General features: G+C 39.4%; 20 protein-coding genes and 2 pseudogenes. 19 read left to right on the top strand and 3 right to left on the bottom strand.

Going from position 1 to position 21,963, the window contains the following annotated elements:
- Window positions 1-56 precede the first annotated feature (56 nt).
- The 10 genes and pseudogenes from purM to F9U64_RS14510 all read left to right on the top strand — a co-directional run bounded on the left by purM (window position 57) and on the right by F9U64_RS14510 (window position 8,552).
- Window positions 57-1,082: a phosphoribosylformylglycinamidine cyclo-ligase gene (gene purM / locus F9U64_RS14555; RefSeq protein ID WP_153405086.1), complete on the top strand. Its 1,026-nt coding sequence runs from the start codon at window positions 57-59 to the stop codon at window positions 1,080-1,082.
- Entirely contained in the window at window positions 1,079-1,663 is a 585-nt protein-coding gene (purN, locus tag F9U64_RS14550; RefSeq protein WP_153405084.1) for a phosphoribosylglycinamide formyltransferase, read from the top strand. The genes purM and purN overlap by 4 nt, the downstream gene beginning before the upstream one ends.
- Window positions 1,660-3,155, top strand: a pseudogene (purH, locus tag F9U64_RS14545) (bifunctional phosphoribosylaminoimidazolecarboxamide formyltransferase/IMP cyclohydrolase). Before purN ends, purH begins: the two are co-directional and overlap by 4 nt.
- Window positions 3,156-3,177: 22 nt before the next feature.
- Window positions 3,178-3,516 (top strand): hypothetical protein, encoded by a 339-nt coding sequence (locus F9U64_RS14540; protein ID WP_228275737.1) that lies wholly within the window; start codon window positions 3,178-3,180, stop codon window positions 3,514-3,516.
- Between the two features lie 4 nt (window positions 3,517-3,520).
- Complete coding sequence (gene purD, locus F9U64_RS14535; RefSeq protein WP_153405078.1) at window positions 3,521-4,777, top strand: phosphoribosylamine--glycine ligase; 1,257 nt, start codon at window positions 3,521-3,523, stop codon at window positions 4,775-4,777.
- A gap of 132 nt (window positions 4,778-4,909) precedes the next feature.
- On the top strand, window positions 4,910-5,761 hold the full coding sequence (locus F9U64_RS14530) for a VOC family protein (RefSeq protein ID WP_153405076.1): 852 nt from the start codon (window positions 4,910-4,912) through the stop codon (window positions 5,759-5,761).
- Between the two features lie 109 nt (window positions 5,762-5,870).
- A complete protein-coding gene (locus F9U64_RS14525; RefSeq protein WP_194287391.1) occupies window positions 5,871-7,214 on the top strand; it encodes a DUF2252 domain-containing protein in 1,344 nt (447 codons plus the stop codon).
- A gap of 15 nt (window positions 7,215-7,229) precedes the next feature.
- Window positions 7,230-7,739 carry a MogA/MoaB family molybdenum cofactor biosynthesis protein gene (locus F9U64_RS14520; protein ID WP_153405073.1) on the top strand — a complete coding sequence of 170 codons (510 nt, stop codon included), beginning with the start codon at window positions 7,230-7,232 and terminating at the stop codon, window positions 7,737-7,739.
- Window positions 7,740-7,759: 20 nt separating this feature from the next.
- Window positions 7,760-7,993 (top strand): hypothetical protein, encoded by a 234-nt coding sequence (locus F9U64_RS14515; protein ID WP_153405070.1) that lies wholly within the window; start codon window positions 7,760-7,762, stop codon window positions 7,991-7,993.
- The gene (locus tag F9U64_RS14510) at window positions 7,980-8,552 is read left to right on the top strand and encodes a DUF6036 family nucleotidyltransferase (protein WP_153405066.1); all 573 of its coding nucleotides are present in this window, start codon (window positions 7,980-7,982) and stop codon (window positions 8,550-8,552) included. The genes F9U64_RS14515 and F9U64_RS14510 overlap by 14 nt, the downstream gene beginning before the upstream one ends.
- Window positions 8,553-8,720: 168 nt before the next feature.
- On the opposite strand, the gene moaC is transcribed toward F9U64_RS14510, so the two are convergent.
- Window positions 8,721-9,206, bottom strand: coding sequence for a cyclic pyranopterin monophosphate synthase MoaC (gene moaC, locus F9U64_RS14505; RefSeq protein ID WP_153405063.1), 486 nt, complete (start codon window positions 9,204-9,206; stop codon window positions 8,721-8,723).
- A 236-nt stretch (window positions 9,207-9,442) separates the two neighbouring features.
- On the opposite strand from moaC, the gene F9U64_RS14500 reads away from it, so the two are divergent.
- From F9U64_RS14500 to F9U64_RS14480, 5 genes are all read left to right on the top strand, one after another.
- The gene (locus F9U64_RS14500; protein WP_153405249.1) at window positions 9,443-11,185 is read left to right on the top strand and encodes an adenine deaminase C-terminal domain-containing protein; all 1,743 of its coding nucleotides are present in this window, start codon (window positions 9,443-9,445) and stop codon (window positions 11,183-11,185) included.
- 79 nt (window positions 11,186-11,264) lie between these two features.
- Window positions 11,265-12,326, top strand: a complete 1,062-nt coding sequence (locus F9U64_RS14495; RefSeq protein WP_153405060.1) for a DUF3048 domain-containing protein — start codon at window positions 11,265-11,267, stop codon at window positions 12,324-12,326.
- 25 nt (window positions 12,327-12,351) lie between these two features.
- Window positions 12,352-12,648 (top strand): YerC/YecD family TrpR-related protein, encoded by a 297-nt coding sequence (locus F9U64_RS14490; RefSeq protein WP_153405057.1) that lies wholly within the window; start codon window positions 12,352-12,354, stop codon window positions 12,646-12,648.
- A 17-nt stretch (window positions 12,649-12,665) separates the two neighbouring features.
- On the top strand, window positions 12,666-13,652 hold the full coding sequence (locus F9U64_RS14485) for a Gfo/Idh/MocA family protein (RefSeq protein ID WP_153405246.1): 987 nt from the start codon (window positions 12,666-12,668) through the stop codon (window positions 13,650-13,652).
- 7 nt (window positions 13,653-13,659) lie between these two features.
- The gene (locus F9U64_RS14480; RefSeq protein ID WP_153405054.1) at window positions 13,660-14,082 is read left to right on the top strand and encodes a hypothetical protein; all 423 of its coding nucleotides are present in this window, start codon (window positions 13,660-13,662) and stop codon (window positions 14,080-14,082) included.
- A gap of 188 nt (window positions 14,083-14,270) precedes the next feature.
- Here F9U64_RS14480 and F9U64_RS14475 read toward each other — a convergent pair whose 3' ends face one another.
- Window positions 14,271-15,653 (bottom strand): UDP-N-acetylmuramoyl-tripeptide--D-alanyl-D-alanine ligase, encoded by a 1,383-nt coding sequence (locus F9U64_RS14475; protein ID WP_153405051.1) that lies wholly within the window; start codon window positions 15,651-15,653, stop codon window positions 14,271-14,273.
- Between the two features lie 14 nt (window positions 15,654-15,667).
- Window positions 15,668-16,723 (bottom strand): D-alanine--D-alanine ligase, encoded by a 1,056-nt coding sequence (locus tag F9U64_RS14470; protein WP_153405048.1) that lies wholly within the window; start codon window positions 16,721-16,723, stop codon window positions 15,668-15,670.
- 285 nt (window positions 16,724-17,008) lie between these two features.
- Between F9U64_RS14470 and F9U64_RS14465 the strand changes: the two genes are divergently transcribed.
- The 4 genes and pseudogenes from F9U64_RS14465 to ligA all read left to right on the top strand — a co-directional run.
- Window positions 17,009-18,514 carry a nitrate/nitrite transporter gene (locus tag F9U64_RS14465; protein ID WP_266095255.1) on the top strand — a complete coding sequence of 502 codons (1,506 nt, stop codon included), beginning with the start codon at window positions 17,009-17,011 and terminating at the stop codon, window positions 18,512-18,514.
- A gap of 252 nt (window positions 18,515-18,766) precedes the next feature.
- Window positions 18,767-19,441, top strand: a complete 675-nt coding sequence (pcrB, locus tag F9U64_RS14460; protein ID WP_407647330.1) for a heptaprenylglyceryl phosphate synthase — start codon at window positions 18,767-18,769, stop codon at window positions 19,439-19,441.
- 27 nt (window positions 19,442-19,468) lie between these two features.
- Window positions 19,469-21,691 (top strand): DNA helicase PcrA, encoded by a 2,223-nt coding sequence (gene pcrA / locus F9U64_RS14455; RefSeq protein WP_153405243.1) that lies wholly within the window; start codon window positions 19,469-19,471, stop codon window positions 21,689-21,691.
- Window positions 21,692-21,709: 18 nt separating this feature from the next.
- Window positions 21,710-21,963 (top strand): annotated as a pseudogene (gene ligA, locus F9U64_RS23080) (NAD-dependent DNA ligase LigA); the annotation flags it as partial.

Genomic DNA, 21,963 nt, shown 5'->3' with positions numbered 1-21,963 from the left:
CAGGAAGTGATTGTTTCATTGCTGACATTTTGCGGTGATAAAAAAGGAGAAATTCGATGAGTGATATTTATAAAGAAGCTGGTGTCGACGTCCATGCTGGATATAAAGCAGTCGATTTAATGAAAAAGCATATTGCCAGAACGAATCGCCCTGAGGTAATTGGCGGTGTTGGTGCTTTTGCTGGATTATTTGATATTAGTAAATTTTCTTATGAAGAGCCTGTGCTAGTTTCAGGAACAGATGGAGTTGGAACGAAATTAAAGCTCGCATTTGCACTCGATAAACATGATACGGTGGGAATTGATCTTGTTGCCATGTGTGTAAATGATATTGTCGCTCAAGGAGCAGATCCTTTATTTTTCTTAGATTATATTGCTTGTGGCAAAAACGAACCAGAAAAAATTGAGCAGATCGTCAAAGGAATCAGTGAAGGCTGTGTGCAGAGTAATGCTGCATTAATTGGCGGTGAAACAGCAGAGATGCCAGGAATGTATGATGATGGTGAATACGATTTAGCCGGGTTTGTTGTTGGTATCGGTGATAAGAAAAAAATTATCACAGGTGAAACAATTGAAGCTGGGGATAAAATTATCGGTATCCAGTCATCTGGTGTGCATTCGAATGGTTTTTCATTAGTGAGAAAAATTGTTGACGATAAAGGTCTAAAGCTGACTGATCATGTGGAAGAGCTTGGTAAGTCATTAGGGGAAGCATTGCTTGAACCGACAAAAATATATACAAAAGCGATTCAGCAATTAAAGCTCGATTTAACGATTAAAGGAATCAGCCATATTACAGGCGGCGGTTTTTATGAAAATATTCCGCGCGCACTTCCTGAGAACCTTGGTGTGAACTTGGTGGAAGGCAGCTGGGAAGTACCGGCGATTTTTCCGTATTTGCAAAAACAGGCAGGATTCAGTACAGAAGATATGTACGGTGTTTTCAATATGGGTGTGGGAATGGCAGTCGTTGTTGAAGCGCATGAAGCAGAAATGGCGATTCAACTTCTTGAGGATATTGGTGAGAAAGCATACATCATTGGTGAGGTGACAGATAAGGCAGGGGTGACTTTTTCCAAATGAGTAAAGCCAAATTAGCGGTCTTCGCATCAGGTACTGGAAGCAATTATGACGCTATTATTGATGCAATAAATAATGGTACACTCGATGCAGAAGCTGCCTTGTTAGTATGTGATAAGCCTGCAGCCAAAGTTGTGGAAAAAGCAAAGCACAATGGCACACCAACCTTTGTATTCGACCCAAAACAATATGCAGCAAAAGAGTTGTTTGAAGCGAAAATTGTCGAGGTTTTACAAGAAGCTGAAATCGATTGGATTATCCTTGCTGGCTATATGCGCTTAATCGGGAAAACATTACTTCAGCCATTTGAAGGAAAAATCATCAATATCCACCCATCGTTATTGCCAGCTTTTCCGGGACTTGATGCAATTGGACAAGCATTCGATGCAGGTGTCAAAGTCTCTGGTGTGACAGTACATTATGTAGATGCAGGGATGGATACTGGAAAAATTATTGCACAAGATGTTGTCTATATTAATGACGAGATGACACGTGATGAGCTGCAATCAGCAATTCAACAAGTAGAACACAAGCTTTATCCAGCAACGATTCAAAAACTGATTTCGGGAGGAGAATCATCTTGAAAAAACGAGCATTATTAAGTGTATCAGATAAAAGCAATTTAATTCCATTTGCAGAAGGATTAGATAAATTAGGTTATGAATTAATCTCAACAGGCGGGACATTAAAAGCATTAAAAGAAGCAGGACTGCCAGCATTACCGGTGTCTGCTGTTACAAATTTTGACGAGATTCTTGATGGACGTGTTAAAACTCTGCATCCATTTATCCATGCAGGTTTACTTGCACGCCGTGATAAAGAATCACATGTGAAGCAATTAGAAGAACGTGAAATCGCACCAATTGATGTAGTTGTTGTAAATCTTTATCCATTTAAAGAAACAATCGCTAAACCTGATGTAACAGAAGAAGATGCGATTGAAAACATTGATATTGGCGGACCGACAATGCTTCGTTCTGCATCAAAGAATTTCCGTGATGTCACAGTCGTTGTAGATCCTGCTGATTATGACGCTACTTTGGAAAACTTAAGTGAGAATGGCGGCACAGTTGCGTTCCGTAAGACATTAGCGGCAAAAGTTTTCCGTCATACAGCAAATTATGATGCAATGATTGCCAGCTATTTTGTTGATATTACAGGGGAAGAAGATCCAGAGACATTTACACAGACATTTGAAAAAGTGCAGTCTTTAAGATATGGAGAGAATCCTCATCAGAAAGCAGCTTTTTATAAAGAAGGCAATGTAAAAGGTGCCTCTATCGCCAATGCAAAACAATTAATGCTGCATTGGAAATTGTGCTTGATTTCGGCGAGCAGCCAGCAGCAGTTGCAGTAAAACATATGAATCCATGTGGTGTCGGTATCGGTGAATCTGTAGAAGCAGCATTTAAAAAAGCATATGATGCAGATCCTGTCTCCATCTTCGGCGGAATCGTAGCATTGAATCGTGAAGTGGATGAAGCAACAGCTAACATGTTAAAAGATATTTTCCTGGAGATTGTTATTGCACCAAGTTTTTCTGAAAAAGCTATGGAAATTCTAACAGTGAAACCAAATATTCGTCTGCTGGAAACACCTATGGAAGTAAATACAGACGATACGAAAAAAGTCGTTAGCGTTATTGGCGGCTTGCTTGTCCAGGATCGCGATAATGGCAATATCACTGCAGATGAATTAGAAGTAGTAACAGATCGCAAACCAGAAGCTGGCGAGATCGAAGAATTACTCTTTGCCTGGAAAGTAGTTAAGCACGTGAAATCGAACGCTATTGTCGTAGCGAAAGACAATCAAACAGTTGGCGTTGGTGCTGGACAAATGAACCGCGTCGGTGCAGCAGCAATCGCCTTCGAGCAGGCTGGTGAAAAAGCGAGCGGCGCTGTTCTTGCATCAGATGCATTTTTCCCAATGCCAGATACAGTAGAAAATGCTGCAAAAGCTGGAATCAAAGCAATCATCCAGCCAGGCGGATCCAAACGTGACCAGGATTCGATTGATGAGTGTAATAAGTATGGAATTGCCATGGTATTTACGAAAATGCGTCACTTTAAGCATTAAGAAAGAAGGTAGGATTCCCAACTTGTTGGGAATCCTTTCATATATATTGGTCGCAAGAAGAGCGCAGGAAGTCGCAAGAAGAGAGCGGGAAGTCGCAAGAAGAGAGCGGGAAGTCGCAAGAAGAGAGCGGGAAGTCGCAAGAAGAGAGCGGAAGTCGCAAGAAGAGGAGCGGAAGTCGCAAGAAGAGGAGCGGAAGTCGCAAGAAGAGAGCGGGAAGTCGCAAGAAGAGAGCGGGAAGTCGCAAGAAGAGCGCAGGAAGTCGCAAGAAGAGGAGCGGAAGACGCAAGAAGAGGAGCGGAAGACGCAAGAAGAAGACAGGAAGTCGCAAGAAGAACGCGAAAAATCGCAAAAAGAGGAGTGATCAAATGAAAGTCTTAGTAATCGGCAGTGGTGGCCGTGAGCATATCATCGTAAAAAAATTAAAAGAAAGCAAGCGTGTGACCGAAATATTCGCCGCGCCTGGCAATGGCGGTATTGCAGAAGACGCGACTTGTGTACCAATTAAAGATGATGCAATCGAAGAATTAGTCAAATTTGCAGCTGAAAAAGAAATCGATTGGACGATTGTTGGACCAGAGATTCCATTGACAAAAGGTGTGGTTGATGCATTCCGCTCCAACAATCTAAAAGTGTTCGGTCCATCAAAAGCTGCTGCCATCATTGAAGGAAGTAAAGATTTCGCCAAAGCTTTTATGAAACAATACGATATTCCAACAGCAAAATATCAAACGTTCACAGATGCAGAAAAAGCGAAGAGCTACATCAGGCAGGAAGGTGCACCAATAGTTATTAAAGCAGACGGCCTCGCTGCAGGTAAAGGCGTTGTTGTTGCCATGACAGAGCAGGAAGCACTTGATGCTGTTGATGAAATGCTTGTAGGCAATCGTTTCGGTGATGCTGGGAGTCGTGTCGTAATCGAGGAATTTTTGGAAGGAAAAGAATTCTCTCTGTTCGCATTTGTGGACGGGGAAAATGTCTATCCAATGGTGCCGGCAAGAGATCACAAACGTGCCTATGACAATGATGAAGGTCCGAATACTGGCGGAATGGGAGCATATTCACCAGTGCCGGGGCTTGCTCAGGAACATATCGACTTCACTGTGGAAAAAATTCTGAAACCAACAGCAAAGGGTATGCAAAAAGAAGGACGCACGTATACAGGTGTGCTTTACGGTGGCCTGATCGAAACAAAAGAAGGACCGAAAGTAATCGAGTTCAACGCCCGTTTCGGTGATCCAGAAACTCAAGTTGTATTACCATTACTTGAAAATGACTTAATGCAAGTAATCGAAGACGTGACATCAGGGAAAGACCCGCAGCTAAAATGGAAAGACGGTTATGCGATCGGGACAGTAGTTGCGTCGAAAGGCTATCCAGGGGCATATGAGAAAAATGTGCAGCTTCCAGACTTAGCGCCAGATAACCAAGTCTACGTGATCCATGCTGGTACAGGGAGCTCAGCGGACGGAGGATTCCATTCAACAGGCGGACGTGTTCTCCTGGTTGGCTCACTGCAGGACAGCCCGGAACGAGCACAGAAAGAAATCTATCGTTATCTCGAACGTTTTGATCAAACAGATGAGTTCTTCTACCGGAAGGATATCGGATTTTCAAAAGAATAAATATAATAAAAGCTACTAGTCTCATCATAAAGATTAGTAGCTTTTTTCATAAAAATGATTTACTTGACATAACCAACTTACAAAATTAAAATAAGTTACATTAAGTAAGTGATTTATTAAAGGAGACTATGTATGAATTTCCAACAAAAGCCCAATACGTTTGTAAGTCATGTCAAACTAAAAGTCCAGGATTTAAATAGATCGATTCAATTTTATCAGCAAATTGTCGGCTTTGATATATTAGAAAAAACGGATACTACAGCAAAACTTACAGCTGACGGCAAGACCAGCTTGTTATCATTGGAGCAGCCTGAAGACAGTCTTCCAAAGCAAGCGCGGACAACAGGTCTTTACCATTTTGCTATCCTTTTGCCAACAAGAAGTAATTTAGCTGATTTCGTTTTTCATGCGGTTAATCAGGGAATTCAGCTCGGTTCATCAGATCACCTTGTCAGTGAAGCATTATATTTCAACGATCCAGATGGGAATGGAATAGAAGTGTATGCAGACAGGGACCCGTCAACATGGAAGTGGAATGGTGATCAGATAGCAATGGCAGTTGATCCTTTAGATTATGAAGATTTAGTTAAAGAAGGACACCCAAACGCTTGGCGGGGGCTGCCGGAAAATACAGTGATGGGGCATATTCATCTTCATGTTGCTGAATTAGATAAAACGCATGACTTTTATACAGCAGGATTAGGTTTTGATGTTGTCTCTCGTTTTGGTAATCAGGCACTGTTTATCTCCACTGGAAAATACCATCATCATATCGGCTTAAATACTTGGAATGGTGTAGGCGCACCACAACCATCAGCAAATAGTGCAGGTCTGGACTATTTTGAATTAACCTATAAAGACCGAAAATCGCTAGATCAAGCGTTTGAAAGATTAAAAACGCTTGGTGTCTCAGTACAAGAAGAATCAGATCAGGCAATTGTTACAGATCCTGCTGGGAATAAAATTAGACTAGTTATTCAGTAAAGTTGTTACCTTAAAGGTAGCAGCTTTTTTTCTACTTAAAATTGAATGCTTCCACACAAGTATCAAAGAAAAATTATGTTAAACTACTATTAAAGAGGAGGGTCCCGTTTTGGTTATCGATATTCAAGAAAAAGTGAGAGAGACAAACAGATTATTAAGAAAACAATCAATTCAGACAATTATAGATCAGCTGGATGATTATGTAATGGGTCTCAGTAAACAAGAGCGCCGCAAGAAATATAATAAAATGAAGCAAAATCCTTACAGCTTTTACCGGGGCAGTGCTTATTTATTTTATTATGATGTAACAAAAATCCCGTTTGCCTTCCATACTCCATCATTAACGCCTACGTGGATTATGGGTGATATGCATTTTGATAATTTCAGCAGTTTTCAGGATGAGGATGGTCAACTGGTCTTTGATGTGGATGATTTCGATGAAGGGTATTTAGGCTCTTATTTATATGATTTGCTGCGAATGGTTGTAAGTATCCGATTAATGACACAACAGCAAGGTGTTACAGACTCTTTTGTCCGCGATGAACTAGTGGAAGCATTTTTAAAAGCATACAGTAAACAAATTAAGAAATTTGCCAATAGAGAAGAGGATCCGAGAACAACCTGTTTCACGGCAGAGAATACAAAGGGTCCAATTAAGAAGGTGTTAAATAAGCTTGAGGAACGAAAGGCAACTCATGAATTAGAAAAACAAACTATCCTGGATGATGAAGGTAAACGGGTATTTAACCTTGAAAAAGAAAGGCTGGAGGAAGTCTCCCAAAAAGAATACAGAGAAATTTCAGCCAATTGGTCCAATTATATCGCATCCATTCCAAAAGAGCTGGCAAAAGAGGATTCACATTATGAAATCAAAGATATTGTCAGAAAACTTGGCTCAGGCGTTGCATCTACAGGCCTAAAGCGGTACTATGTGCTGATCGAAGGGACGCATAATAATGAGACACAAGATGATATCATATTGGAAGTGAAAGAAGCACGCCCGGCAATTCCGGCATATTTTGTGGAATACAATGAATCTTTCTGGGAGCAATATAAGCACCAGGGCAAACGTATTGTCCATACTCAGAAAGCAATGCATCATAAAGCTGATGCATATTTAGGGTTTTTCTCGATCGGAAACAGGGAATTCTATGTTAGAGAACGCTGTGCTTATGATAAAGATATTAATCCAAAGCATTTAGACGAAGTAAAGCCGATAAAACAAACAGTGAAAATTATGGGCAAAATAGCAGCTAAAATCCACTCGAGAGCGGACCAGGATATAAATGAGGATTTACTTGGCTATCATAGTGAGGATGCGATTAATGAAGTAATTGAACGTGATCGGGCACAGTTTATTCAAGAACTGGTAACATGGTCCCGCTTTTATAAGCAACGTGTAGAACAAGATTATAAGCTGTTTCTGGAATGGTTAGAAAAAGACTTTTACTAAAAAAGGAGAAAACCAATGTCAATAGAACATAAAGCAGAAGCACCGTCAACTGTCCGTTGTAAAATTATTACAGTTAGTGACACAAGAACCGAAGAAACGGATAAAAGCGGAAAATTAATGCGTGAATACTTAGAAAATAACCAGCACCAAGTAACAGCCTATGAAATCGTCAAAGATCAAAAGGCAGATATTGAACGTGCAATAAAGCACGGGATAGATCAGTCAGATGTTGATGCAATATTGCTGAATGGCGGTACAGGGATTGCCAAACGCGATGTCACCATCGAAGTTGTAGAGGTTTTGCTTGATAAAGAGTTACCGGGATTCGGGGAGATTTTCCGCATGTTAAGCTTTCAGGAAGATATCGGATCAGCAGCAATTCTTTCACGTGCTAAAGCTGGTGTAATGCATGATAAAGCTGTTTTTGCCACTCCAGGATCATCAGGTGCTGTGAAATTGGCAATGGAACGCTTAATTATCCCGGAATTAGGTCATGTAATGCGGGAAATTAATAAAGATTTGTAGATAAGAAAGGTGGCAGTGATTTGAGAAAAATAAAACTGGAACAATTGAAGTCGAATATTGAACGGAACCGTATGGAAGCAAATACTATTATTAGAGAATCACTGCCGCCGACAAGAAGAAAGAAGTCCAGATCAAGGTCAGCTGCTGAACGGGAAGCATTGGACAAAATTGCTGTAGCTAGGTGGCAAAAAGCGGTCCAAGAAGGTAAGATAAAACGCATTTCCAAAAGGAAGATGTATTATGATTACCGTTGACGAAATTAAAAAAAACATGCCGAAGCTGAAGCGTTTATCCAAGTTTGAGCGACAATTGGAATTTGCTGCTTTGATTACAGCATTTATGAGTGAGAAAAACATAAAACCGATCATTGTTGGCGGATTAGCTGTTGAAATTTACACAAGAAATGATTATCACACACATGATATTGACTTTGTAAGTGATGGATGGGAATATTTTGATAAGCTGCTGATTGAGTTAGGCTTTACTAAAATAGAACGGGAATGGTATCATACAGAGCTTGAAATAGCTGTGGAGATTCCCTCTAATTTCCTAGAGGGCAGCGAGGAGCGGGTGATTGAACTAGAGCTTCCTGGTGGTAAAAGTGTCTACCTTATCAGTGTAGAAGATATCATTATTCATCGTTTAGAAGGAATTGCTTTTTCTACAACCTATCCAAAAGAAGATGAGGACTATGAATGGGCTCATCGGATGTTTTTAATCCACAAAGCAGATATTGATTTTGAATATTTCCATCAACAGGCAAAAGCTGCAAAAGTCTCGGATCTAATTCAGGAATGGCAAAACAGCAACTAAAATCAGTTGCTGTTTTTTTGCTTCCATTGCACAGTTTCATACTGGTATTCGTACACTTTTTTATCACATCGCTAACCGTCTGTCATACCCTAATCGAAAAGTATCGAGTAACACGAAAATGGTAAGTTGGGGATAACAGACGCTAAGCATCCTGATCAAAGTCTCACTTTACTCTTCTCTTCGATATGTACCACTTTTCCCGCCAGTCTTTTCTACTAAATAGGTTTGTCCTATTATCATGCCTTTATCAACCGCTTTACACATATCATAAACGGTTAGTGCCGTGACGGAGGCTGCTGTCAGTGCTTCCATCTCTACACCGGTACTGCCTTTTGTCTTTGCTTCAACGGTTATTATCAGTTCATGTTTTTCATTGATTATATTCCAATCGAAATGAATGTTCACACCACTAAGTGGAAGTGGATGACACATTGGAATAATGTTAGAAGTTTGTTTAGCAGCCATAATTCCAGCTACCTGGGCAACAGATAAAACGTCCCCTTTGCCAATTGTCTGATCGATTATTTTCTTATATATCTCTTCATTAACGATAATACTCGATTTTGCGAGAGCAGTTCTGCTTGTAACTTTCTTATCTGTAATATCGACCATCTTTGCCCTGCCTTGTTCATTTATATGCGAAAAATCAGTCATTTCACTCACCAGCCTTTATAAGTTATTATACTATACTCCATTAGGGAATAAAAATCATCGTAAGCACTTCTGCCTAAAGAATGCTAAATGATTACTTGGAATAAATTGCTGTAATGTAAATCTGCCTAAAGAATCGTCATAAATTTGTCAACTTCACACAATGCAAACGCTACCAAAAGGTGATACAATCATATTAAGATAAAATAAGAGATAAAGTCGAGGAGATTATCATGACAATGAATGATCATTTATATAGATGGCGTAATAAAGAAATCCGCAAACAAGTGGCTGTCATTGATGAAAAGGAGTCACCTACATTAATATTAAAAAATGCATACTATCTGAATGTGTTCTTAAGAAAATGGCTGGAAGCACATATCTGGATTTATAATGACCGAATTGTATATGTAGGGAAGAAAATGCCTGAGAATTTAGTTGGTGTGAATGTGGTAGATTGTACTGGCAAATATGTTGTACCAGGTTATATTGAGCCACATGCTCATCCATTTCAATTGTATAATCCCTATCAATTAGCTATGTATGCCGGTCAGACCGGAACAACAAAAATGATGAATGACAACTTACCATGGCTTTATTTAACAGACAGAAAGAAAGCGTTTTCCCTGATTGAGGACTTTATGAAATTACCTGTATCCATGTTCTGGTGGGCAAGATTTGACTCCCAGTCAGAGATTCATGACGAACAGGAGATTTTTAATGACGAGGAAGTTCATGCATGGCTGCAGCATGAAGCCGTTGTGCAAGGGGGAGAGCTTACAGCATGGCCGCAAGTACTTCGGGATGATGACAGAATTCTCTATTGGATGCAAGAAGCCAAACGGTTAAGAAAACCTGTCGAAGGCCATTTTCCTGGAGCCTCTGAGAAAACTCTTGTGAAATTAAAATTACTTGGCGCAAGCTCTGATCATGAGGAATTGTCTGGTGAAGAAGTGTTCCACCGCCTTTCAATGGGTTACCGAATCGGATTGCGTAATTCCTCCATCAGGCCTGATCTTGCTAAATTGTTAAAAGAATTGCAGGAATTGGGATTAGATTCATATGATCATTTAACAATGACAACTGATGGTTCCACACCATCTTTTTATGAAAATGGCATGATTAATCAGTGTGTCCAGATCGCGATAGATAATGGTGTGCCGGAAATTGAAGCATACATGATGGCAACATATAATGCAGCAGAACAGTTCCACTTAGAGGAAAGGTTAGGAGCGATTGCGCCTGGAAGGGTAGCACACTTAAACATATTAGAAGCAAGTGATAACGCCACTCCAGTATCCGTTATTGCAAAAGGAAAATGGTTAAAACGTGATGGGAAAGTTATTAATCATAATGTGATGATCGATTGGAACAAGTATGGGTTAGGTAAGCTTGATCTAAAATGGCAATTATCAGAACGTGACTTGCAATTCTCTATGCCAGTCGGACTGAAGATGGAAAATGATGTTATCATGAAACCATATCCTATCGCAATTGATGCAAATACAGAAAAGCTGCTGCATACCAGTGATGAATCTTTTCTCATGCTTGGTGATCGTGAAGGCGAATGGCGAGTGAATACCATTATTAATGGATTTACAAAAACATTGGGAGGATTGGCAAGCTCTTACTCGTTAACTGGTGATATTGTCTTAATAGGAAAGTGCAAATCTGATCTGTTGCTGGCTTTTACGAGAATGAAAGAAATCGGTGGCGGAATTGTACTTGTTCACGAAGGCGAAGTAATCTTTGAATTACCACTAACCATTGCAGGGATGATGTATGACGGGAAAATGGAAAAACTGATAGCAGAAGATTTAAAACTGAAAGAAATCCTTTTCGAACATGGCTATAAATATAATGACCCACCATATAGTTTATTATTTTTATCATCGATGCATCTGCCTTATGTAAGGATTACTCCACTTGGCATCATAGATGTTAAGAAAAAAGATATACTATTTCCTGCGATAATGCGTTAAAGTTTGGTATAATAAAGTAGGTATATCGGCATGTATAATTATACATGCCGATATTATTTTAGAAGGAAGGTGTTATCGTATGAAATGGAAAGTACTGATTGTGATTATGCTCTCGATATTATTATTCGCCTGTTCGAATAAAGAAGGAGACGCCTCAGATGCGGAAGAAAAAGAGGCAGTTCCTATACCTGTAGAAGAGACGATAGAAGAGATCCCTTTGAAACCTCAAGAGCCTGTGGAAAAAACAGAACCAGAAATAGTAGCACCATTAACAGGCTTAGAGGTTGATGAGGAATTAACGAATCGGATAGTTGCTGTGATGGTGAACAATTTTTCAGCTGCCAGACCACAAACAAGCCTGTCAAAAGCGGATATTGTGTTTGAAATACTTGCTGAAGGAAATATAACAAGATTCATGGCATTATTTCATAGTGAGATTCCCGAAAGAGTAGGACCTGTAAGAAGTGCCAGACCATACTATTTTAATCTTGCTGATGATTATGGTGCAATGTACGTATACCATGGTGCGATATATTTTATTGAAGATATGATTAAAGCAGGAGCTGCTGACGGATTGAATGGAATGTATTATGACAATGATAAAGTATTATTTGAACGCTCAACAGATCGAGTAGCACCACATAACTCTTATGCTATTTTTGACGGGGTTTTCCAGAGAGCAGAGGAAAATGGCTATGAGATTGAGTCAACATATGAACCAATGCTTTTTAGTAATGAGGAAGTAACTGGGGATCCAGCTGATGATGTGCAGTTTAGTTATGGGAATTATACGGTGAGATATGTATATGAGGAAAATGCACAACAATACATAAGGTATAGTGATGGGGAACAGACAGTTGAATATGCAGACAGTACACCAATTGAAATCAGCAATGTCCTGATTCTGGAAACAGATCACAAGGTAGTTGATGAAGTGGGACGCCGCGAAATTGATATGGAATCTGGAGGAAATGCTCTGTTACTCCAGAAGGGTAAAGTACAACACGTGCAATGGGAACAAATTGATGGTAGAATTATTCCAACGGTAAATGGTGAACCTGTTCCATTTGTTCCAGGCAAAACATGGATCAATGTCATACCAATGAGTCCTGGTATAGAAGGAATAGCGATCACTAACTAGTGCGGAGTAAAAGGGGAGTGGTCCCATGCAAATTGATAAATTGCGTGGTAAGCAGTTAGATCAATTATTTGATGCAATTTTAACATTAAAAGACAGGGAAGAATGTTATCGTTTTTTTGACGATATTGCGACAATGAATGAAATCCAGTCATTAGCTCAGCGATTACATGTTGCGAAAATGCTGGATGAAGGCCGTACATATACAGCGATAGCAAATGAATCAAGTGCTTCCACTACAACCATCTCTCGTGTCAAAAGGTGTTTAACCTATGGCAATGATGGTTACCGAATTGTTTTGGATCGACTAAAGGAAGAGGAATAAAAGGAAGGGGTATGAAGATGGTCCGCTTTGGAGTAATAGGAACGAATTGGATAACAGATCGCTTTATTACAGGGGCAAGTGAGATTGAAGATTTCCAGCTTACAGGAGTATATTCAAGGACGGAAGAGAAAGCAAAGGAGTTTGCCTCGAAATATAATGTAGACAATACCTTTACAGATCTTGACTCATTTGCTGACAGTGAACTATTTGATGCTGTCTATATAGCAAGTCCAACCGTCTTACATGCTGAGCATGCTATAAAATGTATGAAAGGCGGCAAGCATGTAATTTGTGAGAAACCTTTTGCCTCCAACTTAGAGGAAGTTACCGAAATGATAGAAACAGCCAAGGCAAATAATGTGACTCTAATGGAAGCTATGAAGACTACCCATCTTCCGAATTTTAACCAAGTGAAGGCGAGTTTAGATAAAATTGGGCCAGTACGCCGTTTGGTTGTGAATTTTTGTCAATATTCATCCCGTTATGATAAATATAAAGAAGGTATTGTGTTAAATGCATTTAAACCGGAATTATCAAATGGTTCATTAATGGACATCGGCGTTTATTGCATCTACCCAATCGTTACATTATTTGGTGCACCAGAACGAGTGCAGGCAAGTGCTTATATGCTGGAATCCGGTGTAGATGGACAAGGGACTGTTATAGCAGAATATCCGGAATTCACTGGTTTGGCAATGTTCTCGAAAATTACCAATTCCCAGCTGCCTTCCGAAATCCAAGGCGAAAACGGATCGATCATCATTGAGCAGTTTTCTGATATGACTAATGTAAAAATTGTCTATCGTGATGGGACGGAAGAGAATATTGCGGTGGAACAAAAAGAGACAACGATGTTTTATGAAGCAAAATCATTTATTGAATCAGTGAAAAATGGAGAACGGGAAAACAGTGTGAATACATGGAATCGTTCGATCGAAACAATGAGAGTGCTTGATCAGGCACGAGCAGAAATTGGACTAGTGTTCCCTGCTGATAGAAAGTAAAATTAAGATGGAGAAAAAGCCACTATCGCCAGGATATGTGGCTTTTTACTTTTTTGGCAGAAGGTCTGAGCTGTCTCAATGCCAAGCAGGAGAGAAACGGGAGCAGCGAAGGCATTCAGCAGTCATTTCAATGCCAAGGAGGAGAGGAACGGGAGCAGCGAAGGCATTCAGCCGCCATTTCAATACCAAGAAGGAGAGGAACGGGAGCAGTGAAGGCATTCAGCAGCTGTCTCAATGCCAAGCAGGAGAGAGAGGGGAACAGCGAAGGCATTCAGCAGTCATTTCAATACCAAGCAGGAGAGGAAAGGAAACAGCGAAGGCATTCAGCATCCGCTTCATTTCCAAAAATACAACAAAAGAAAATCCTCAAGGCCTGCAGAGCCTATTCGAAATATCTATCCTTGCCGTGTGGGAAAATCAGAATAGTTAAAACATACGAAGAAAAATTAAACTAAACCGCGAACGATACTATAATAAAGAAATGAACGCACATATTAAGCAAAGAACTTTGACGGAGCGACATAACATATGAACCAGCTTTTATATAAAAAAACCGAACTCATTAATGAAAGTTCGGTTTTAAGTAAAGACAAAATACATTTGCCCGTTTAACATCAATCAATCCTGTACTAATCCTTCCAATACTTCTTCCAACTTCATTCCGCGCGATGCTTTCAACAATAAAACAGTCTGTTCATCCAATAAAGACTGAATTACCTCCGTTATCTCTTTCTTATCTGCAAAACTCCTTACATCAATACTGCTGTTCTGCTCCATTACGCCAATAGCAATTTGCTTGCCTAGTTCTCCATATGTAAATACATATTGAACATCATGCTCTGCAATAAAATGACCTACTTCCTGATGAAAGGCTACTTCTCTTGAACCAAGTTCCAGCATATCGCCAAGCACCAGTATTTTTTTGGAAAAGTTATTTAACTGAGCAACTAAATCAATCGCAGCTCTCATGGATGTAGGACTTGCATTATAGGCATCATTAATGATCAACGCACCATTTACACCTTGGTGTGTTTCCATGCGCATAGCAGTAATGCGCAGACTTTCCAATTGTTGCTGAATGGTACGATCAGGAACATTTAAATAATTGGCAATCGCAATGGCAAACAAGGCATTCTTCACATTATGCATTCCAAGAACAGGTAATTGGATCGTCGTATCAGGTAGAATATTTACTTTAAAGAACGTTCCATTTTCATTTACCAGGACAGATTCTGGATAAAGTGCAGATTTCTTATCCATTCCAATCGACTTTTTCGTAAAAGGATAGCTTAAATTCTGTACCTTGTTCAACAGTAACGGTTCATCTCCATCAAAAATAAACAGACCGTTCGGCTTTAAACCTTTAATAATCTCGAATTTGGCTGTAGCAATATTTTCCCTTGAACCAAGTTCCTCCATATGGGCTTCCCCGATGTTTGTAATCACCGCAATATCTGGCTTTGCTATATAAGAAAGCTTTTCGATTTGACCGAGTGCACTCATGCCCATTTCCAGCACCATAATTTCAGTTGATTCCTCTAATGAAAGCAAGGTTAACGGCAATCCCTGCTGGCTGTTAAAGTTCCCGGAAGTTTTCTGAACTTTATAGGTATCTGACAAAACTTGGGCGATCATATCTTTAGTCGTTGTTTTGCCATTACTGCCAGTAATTCCGATGATCGTCACACCTAATTCTTCCCGATAGTTTCTTGCAAGATCCTGCATTGCCTGTAACGGATCCTCAACAAATAATAAAGGCAGGTTTTCCGGTGGATCAGGAACATCTTTTTTCCAAAATGCAGTCCCTGCACCCGCCTCAAAGGCTTTCTCAACAAAACGGTGTCCATCGAAATTTGTCCCTTGTAATGGGATGAATAGCTGATTATCGTCAATCGATCTCGTATCAATCGAAACACCTGAAATTTGTTTATTACCAGCTTCAGGATGGGAAAGGATCGCATTTGACATGATTGCAATTTGGTTAAGACTTCTTGTAATCATTTTCTAACCTCCAATCAATCAAATGTATAACGGATTTTCGTTTTTTCTTCATGTCTTTCTAGTGCCAATTCTACTAACTTATTAATTAATGCTGGATAATCTAAACCGCTGTTAGCCCATAATAATGGAAACATACTGACAGGAGTGAAACCTGGCATTGTATTAACTTCATTAATGAGAATTTCGTTATTTTCTGTTAAAAAGAAATCCATTCTCGCTAAACCGGAACAATCCAATGCTTTGTAAGCTTTTACGGCCATCTCCTGAATCTTCTGGTATGTATTATCAGATACATCAGCAGGAATAATTAATGCTGTATCGCCATCTTCGTATTTCGACTGATAATCATAGAATTCTGTTTTTGGGACAATTTCACCGACAACCGAGCATTCCGGTTCTTCATTTCCAATTACACCAATTTCAATTTCTCTTGCTGTGACACCTTCTTCGACAATGATTCTGCGGTCATATTGCAAAGCTTCCTTGATCGCTTCCACCAAGCTGTTGCGGTCACTTGCCTTATTAATTCCAACACTTGAGCCAAGATTTGCTGGTTTGACAAAACAAGGGTAAGGTAATTTCTCCTCAATGTCGCTGATGACTTTCTGCTGATTATCTTCCCATTCTTTTCTGATAAAACCGACATAACCAACTTGCGCAAGGCCTGCTTGTGCAAAAATTGCTTTCATCGCAATCTTATCCATTCCAGCAGATGATGCTAACACACCATTTCCGACATAAGGCAAATTCAATAATTCCAGTAAACCTTGTACTGTTCCATCTTCTCCGTTTGGCCCATGTAGTAAAGGGAAAACTACTTCATTTTCTTTTTCTGTAAGTGTAAGTGGTGATACAGACTGCTCTGCCTGCTTAAACTCTAACAGTTTAGCATCATCTACTTTTCCTTCTAATAAGCCGCCTTTATGCCATGTTCCTGTCGCATCTATGTAGATTGGCTGTACTTCATATTTCGTCTGGTCAACTGCGTTCATAACAGCTTTTGCCGTTTGCAATGATACTTTATGTTCAGCAGACTTGCCGCCAAATAACAAGTGAATTTTCGTTTTCATAAAGGAAAAACCCCCAAAAATTATTATCAGTATATATGTGTTGAATATTATTTTCTCCACTGTTCAAAGTCTCACTTTATACTATGAAAAAGACAAGATGTCCTATACTTCTTTCCAACACAATATAAGTATACATCTAAAATGTTTAAATTCACAATGATGCTGTAAAAATTGAGTAGATAGTCCATAATAGAATTCTGACTTTATGTGAAAAAAATCACAGACATACATCTGCTTAATGTTTATTCTGTAAATAAATAGAAAGCTACGAGAGGATGCATGAAGATGCAGAATGTAAAGAAGTTTCAATTACCGTTACAAACATTGAGTCTGGTTACTGGTTTTATGGTCTGGGTGTTATTATCATCATTAATGAGCTTTATTAAACAGGATATTGCCTTAACAGCAGGGCAGATCTCTTTAATTACTGCTGTTCCTGTCATCCTTGGATCTGTCCTGCGTGTCCCATTAGGTTACTATACGAATCGTTTTGGTGCGCGCGGATTATTTATTTTAAGTATGTTGTTTCTTGTTTTACCTGTAGGCTACTTAAGCATGGCAGATAGTTTTATTGATTTGATTATTGCAGGTCTGTTTCTCGGGATTGGCGGGGCAATTTTTTCTGTTGGGGTTACTTCATTACCAAAATATTATCCGAAAGAAAAGCATGGTTTTGTCAATGGGATTTATGGAGTAGGGAATATCGGAACAGCCATTACTTCATTTGGTGCGCCAATTATCGCAGGAATGTACGACTGGCGTGTCGCAGTCTTAGTGTTTATTATACCACTTATCATATTGGCTGTTTTCAACTTTATTCTTGGTGACAGAAATGAACCGAAAGTGGATACTTCATTAAAACAACAGATCATGAGTGTTTATAAAAATAACAAACTATGGTTTCTCAGTTTCTTTTATTTCCTGACATTTGGTTCCTTTGTTGCCTTAACTGTTTATTTGCCTAACTTTCTAGTTTCAGAGTTTCAGTTATCAGAAGTAGATGCAGGCTTAAGAACAGCAGGCTTTATTGTTTTATGTACATTAATGCGCCCGATTGGCGGATGGCTTGGTGATAAGTTTGATCCATTTAAAGTACTGATGGTTGTTTTTGCAGGATTAACGGTTTCCGGTATTCTATTATCTTTCTCTCCAACCATTGTATTGTACACTGTCGGAAGTTTATCTGTGGCATTTTTCTCTGGTATCGGGAACGGGACAATTTTCAAATTGGTGCCATTATATTTCACAAAGCAAGCCGGAATTGTCAATGGGATCGTTGCAGCAATGGGAGGGCTTGGCGGATTTTTCCCTCCGATCATTTTGACATTAGTGTTTGAAATTAATGGACATTATGCGATTGGCTTTATGGCGTTATCACAATTTGCTCTGGCAAGTTTGATTATTATTGTCTGGATGTTTTATACAGATAAGTTGAATATCTCTGACTATATTGTAAAAAATGCCGGGCAGGCAATTCTTGTAACAGATGAAAATTTACGTATAACAAAAACAAATCGAGCGTTTGAACAAATTACCGGTTACAGAGAAGATGATGTAATAGGAAGAAATCCAAATGTATTGAATTCCGGAGAGCAGGGAAATGACTTTTACAAAAAAATGTGGAACCAATTAAATCAAACCGGAATTTGGCAAGGAGAAATAGTGAATAAAAGAAAGTCAGGCGAACTATACAAACAATGGCTGTCCATAAGCACATTAAAAGATGCCGGTGATAACATAACAAATTATGTCGGAGTATTCGGTGAAATATCTGATGCAGAAAAAGCTTAGCAAAATTGCTGAGCTTTTTTTTAGTTAGTACGAATAAATTTAGTCAGCTTTCCCTTTCCTGGATAGGGACAAATTCTAACAATTATGATAAAATAAATAGCGAATATATGTTCTTCCCCCTGTGTTCATCTCTAACTTTTCAACACATTTTTGAATATCATTTGTTATCCTTCAATAATCCCCAATATTTTTGCTATAATGAACTAATGGATAGAGAATCGTCATTATTGGAGGATTAAGATTGTGTATAATATGGAAGAATGGAAACATGTATTTAAATTAGACCCAGCAAAAGATTTGCCGGATGAAGTATTAGACCAGATTTGCGAGTCAGGTACAGATGCAATAATTGTTGGCGGCACAGACAATGTCACATTAGATGGTGTGCTGCAGCTGCTTAGCTATATTCGCAGATATACGGTACCGGTTATTCTGGAAATATCCAACATTGAATCAGTTACACCAGGGTTCGATTACTATTTCGTGCCAATGGTTTTAAATAGCAGTCAGAAAAAATGGTTAATGGATTTGCAACATGAAGCAGTTGTGGAATATGGAGATGTCATTAATTGGGATGAGATGTTTGCGGAAGGTTATTGTATTATGAACCCGGAAGCGAAAGTATATAAGCTTGCCGATTGTAATCAGCCAACTTCTGAGGAAGCAATTGGCTATGCAAGAATGGCAGAACATTTATTCCGCTTACCATTTTTCTATCTGGAATACAGCGGCGTATATGGTGACCCGGACTTAGTCAAACAAATAAAAAATGAATTGAATCGGACAAAACTTATTTATGGCGGCGGCATCACCAATAAACAGCAAGCGGAAGAGATGAGCCAGTATGCGGATATTATTGTTGTGGGAAATGCCCTTTATGAAAACCCGAAAGAAGCATTAAAAACAGTGAAAGCAGTAAAGAAATAATAAGGTGGTGCTCCATTTAGTATGATGATGCATGATTTAATAAAAGGATTGAATACACAGCAGCAGGAAGCTGTTAAACATACAGAAGGTCCATTACTCATTATGGCAGGCGCTGGAAGTGGAAAGACACGAGTGTTAACACACAGGATTGCTTACTTGCTTGATGAGAAAGAAATATCGCCAAGAAGTATTTTGGCTATTACATTTACAAATAAAGCAGCACGAGAGATGAAAGACCGGATTACAAGCCTTGTCGGTTCTTCCGGTAATGATATGTGGGTATCTACCTTCCACTCAATGTGTGTGCGTATCTTAAGAAGAGATATTGACAGAATTGGCTACAGCCGTAATTTCTCCATTCTGGACAGTGGAGATCAATTAACCGTGATTAAGAATATCGTCAAAGAGAAGAACCTTGATCCGAAGAAATTTGAACCGCGTGCATTTTTAGGAGCGATTAGCAGTGCGAAGAATGAACTTGTCACACCAGAGAAGTTTGCAGAATCTGTAGGAGATTTTTACAGCAGACAGGTTTCTGAAGTATATACAGAATATCAGAAAAGACTCCGCAAGAATCAGGCGCTTGATTTCGATGATCTGATTATGCAGACAATCCACTTATTCCAGCGGGTACCGGAAGTATTGGAATATTATCAACGACGCTTTCAATACATACATGTGGATGAGTATCAGGATACAAACCATGCGCAATATTTCTTAGTGAAGCAGCTGGCTGCCCGTTTCCAGAATCTTTGTGTTGTCGGTGATTCTGATCAGTCCATCTATGCATGGCGCGGTGCAGATATTTCGAATATCTTATCATTTGAGAAGGATTATCCTAGTGCACGTGTTGTTTTATTAGAACAAAATTATCGATCAACAAAATCAATCCTGGATGCAGCCAATCGGGTCATTGATAACAATGCAGGAAGAAAACCGAAAAATCTGTGGACAGAAAATCAGGCAGGTAACAAAATCTATTATTTTCAAGCAGGATCTGAACGAGAAGAAGGTCTGTATGTAGCAAACCGTATCGCGGAATTAGTGAGAGAGGACAAGTACACTCACCGTGATGTAGCGATCTTGTACCGTACAAATGCCCAGTCACGTGCGATTGAGGAAACTTTTATGAAATCGAATATTCCCTACCAGATGGTTGGTGGAACAAAGTTCTATGATCGTAAAGAAATAAAAGATTTGCTTGCCTATTTGCGTTTGATTGTTAATCCGGAAGATGACATTAGTTTTGCACGTGTTGTAAATGAACCGAAACGCGGAATCGGTAAAACTTCCCTTGATAAATTAACAGCATATGCAGCAGCTAATGATATCTCACTGTATACAGCTGTAAAAGAAGTGGATTTTGTTGGGGTAAGTGCCAAAGCCGCTAAAGCCTTAATGGATTTTGGACAGATGATACAGAATTGGGAAAGACAACAGGAATTTCTTACAGCAACAGATATGGTTGAACAAGTGATTGAAAAAACGGGTTATGAACAAATGCTGCTTAATGAGCGCAGTATCGAAGCGCAAACCCGCCTGGAAAATATTGAAGAATTTAAAACAGTTACGAAGCACTTTGAAGAAACCAATGAGGATAAAACATTAGTTAATTTCTTAACAGATTTAGCTTTAGTTTCTGACATTGACCGAATGGATGAGGATCCGAATGCTGATGATAAAGTAACCATGATGACATTGCATGCAGCCAAAGGTCTGGAGTTTCCTGTTGTCTTCCTTATCGGGATGGAGGAGAATGTATTTCCGCACAGTCGTTCTTTGATGGATGAAGAGGAGATGCAGGAAGAGCGGCGTCTTGCCTATGTGGGAATTACGAGAGCAGAGCAACTGCTGCATGTGTCTCATGCGAAGATGCGGACATTGTTTGGGCGGACAAATATGAATCCAATGAGTCGTTTTATTAATGAGATTCCACAGGAACTGCTAGAAGGAAAAGAAGAGGTTGAGCAGTCCATGTTTGGCAGAACGGTAGTAGATATCAGTGATCAGGATTTGCCATTTGATCAGCCAAAACGAAAACCAAAACGTACAGTCATTCAGCAGAAAACAACAGGCGGAGAGAAGCAAGCCTGGAGTGTTGGTGATAAAGCGGCTCATAATAAGTGGGGCCAAGGAACGGTTGTTAAAGTTACTGGAGAAGGGGAAGGGATGGAATTAGATATTGCCTTTCCTGCACCTACAGGTATTAAACGACTGTTAGCAAAATTTGCACCAATTACAAAAGTGTAGGAAAGGAGGTTAAGTATAATGGATATCCAAGAAGCACAAGCCAGACTGGAAAGTTTACGTGAGATTTTAAATCAATATAACTATGAATACCATGTGTTAGATAAACCAAGTGTGCCTGATGCCGAATATGATCAAAAAATGCAGGAATTAAGACAAATTGAAGAAGAATTTCCTGAGCTTGTTACACCTTATTCTCCCTCTCAACGTGTTGGCGGCGAGCCGCTGGATGCTTTTGAGAAAGTCACACATCGTGTACCAATGCTGAGCTTAGG

It is taken from the genome of Gracilibacillus oryzae (genome assembly GCF_009498735.1).
GTDB lineage: Bacteria > Bacillota > Bacilli > Bacillales > Amphibacillaceae > Gracilibacillus > Gracilibacillus oryzae.
This window is presented reverse-complemented; position numbering and strand designations above follow the sequence as displayed.

Excerpts from the sequence above, each read along its gene's own strand:
- F9U64_RS14510 (WP_153405066.1), top strand. The coding sequence starts at position 7,980 with ATGATTACCGTTGACGAAATTAAAAAAAACATGCCGAAGCTGAAGCGT.
- F9U64_RS14480 (WP_153405054.1), top strand. The coding sequence starts at position 13,660 with ATGGAGAAAAAGCCACTATCGCCAGGATATGTGGCTTTTTACTTTTTT.
- purM (WP_153405086.1), top strand. The coding sequence starts at position 57 with ATGAGTGATATTTATAAAGAAGCTGGTGTCGACGTCCATGCTGGATAT.
- purD (WP_153405078.1), top strand. The coding sequence starts at position 3,521 with ATGAAAGTCTTAGTAATCGGCAGTGGTGGCCGTGAGCATATCATCGTA.
- F9U64_RS14520 (WP_153405073.1), top strand. The coding sequence starts at position 7,230 with ATGTCAATAGAACATAAAGCAGAAGCACCGTCAACTGTCCGTTGTAAA.
- F9U64_RS14495 (WP_153405060.1), top strand. The coding sequence starts at position 11,265 with ATGAAATGGAAAGTACTGATTGTGATTATGCTCTCGATATTATTATTC.
- F9U64_RS14465 (WP_266095255.1), top strand. The coding sequence starts at position 17,009 with ATGCAGAATGTAAAGAAGTTTCAATTACCGTTACAAACATTGAGTCTG.
- F9U64_RS14470 (WP_153405048.1), bottom strand. The coding sequence starts at position 16,723 with ATGAAAACGAAAATTCACTTGTTATTTGGCGGCAAGTCTGCTGAACAT.
- F9U64_RS14530 (WP_153405076.1), top strand. The coding sequence starts at position 4,910 with ATGAATTTCCAACAAAAGCCCAATACGTTTGTAAGTCATGTCAAACTA.
- moaC (WP_153405063.1), bottom strand. The coding sequence starts at position 9,206 with ATGACTGATTTTTCGCATATAAATGAACAAGGCAGGGCAAAGATGGTC.
- F9U64_RS14490 (WP_153405057.1), top strand. The coding sequence starts at position 12,352 with ATGCAAATTGATAAATTGCGTGGTAAGCAGTTAGATCAATTATTTGAT.
- pcrA (WP_153405243.1), top strand. The coding sequence starts at position 19,469 with ATGCATGATTTAATAAAAGGATTGAATACACAGCAGCAGGAAGCTGTT.
- F9U64_RS14500 (WP_153405249.1), top strand. The coding sequence starts at position 9,443 with ATGAATGATCATTTATATAGATGGCGTAATAAAGAAATCCGCAAACAA.
- F9U64_RS14485 (WP_153405246.1), top strand. The coding sequence starts at position 12,666 with ATGGTCCGCTTTGGAGTAATAGGAACGAATTGGATAACAGATCGCTTT.
- F9U64_RS14475 (WP_153405051.1), bottom strand. The coding sequence starts at position 15,653 with ATGATTACAAGAAGTCTTAACCAAATTGCAATCATGTCAAATGCGATC.
- purN (WP_153405084.1), top strand. The coding sequence starts at position 1,079 with ATGAGTAAAGCCAAATTAGCGGTCTTCGCATCAGGTACTGGAAGCAAT.
- pcrB (WP_407647330.1), top strand. The coding sequence starts at position 18,767 with ATGGAAGAATGGAAACATGTATTTAAATTAGACCCAGCAAAAGATTTG.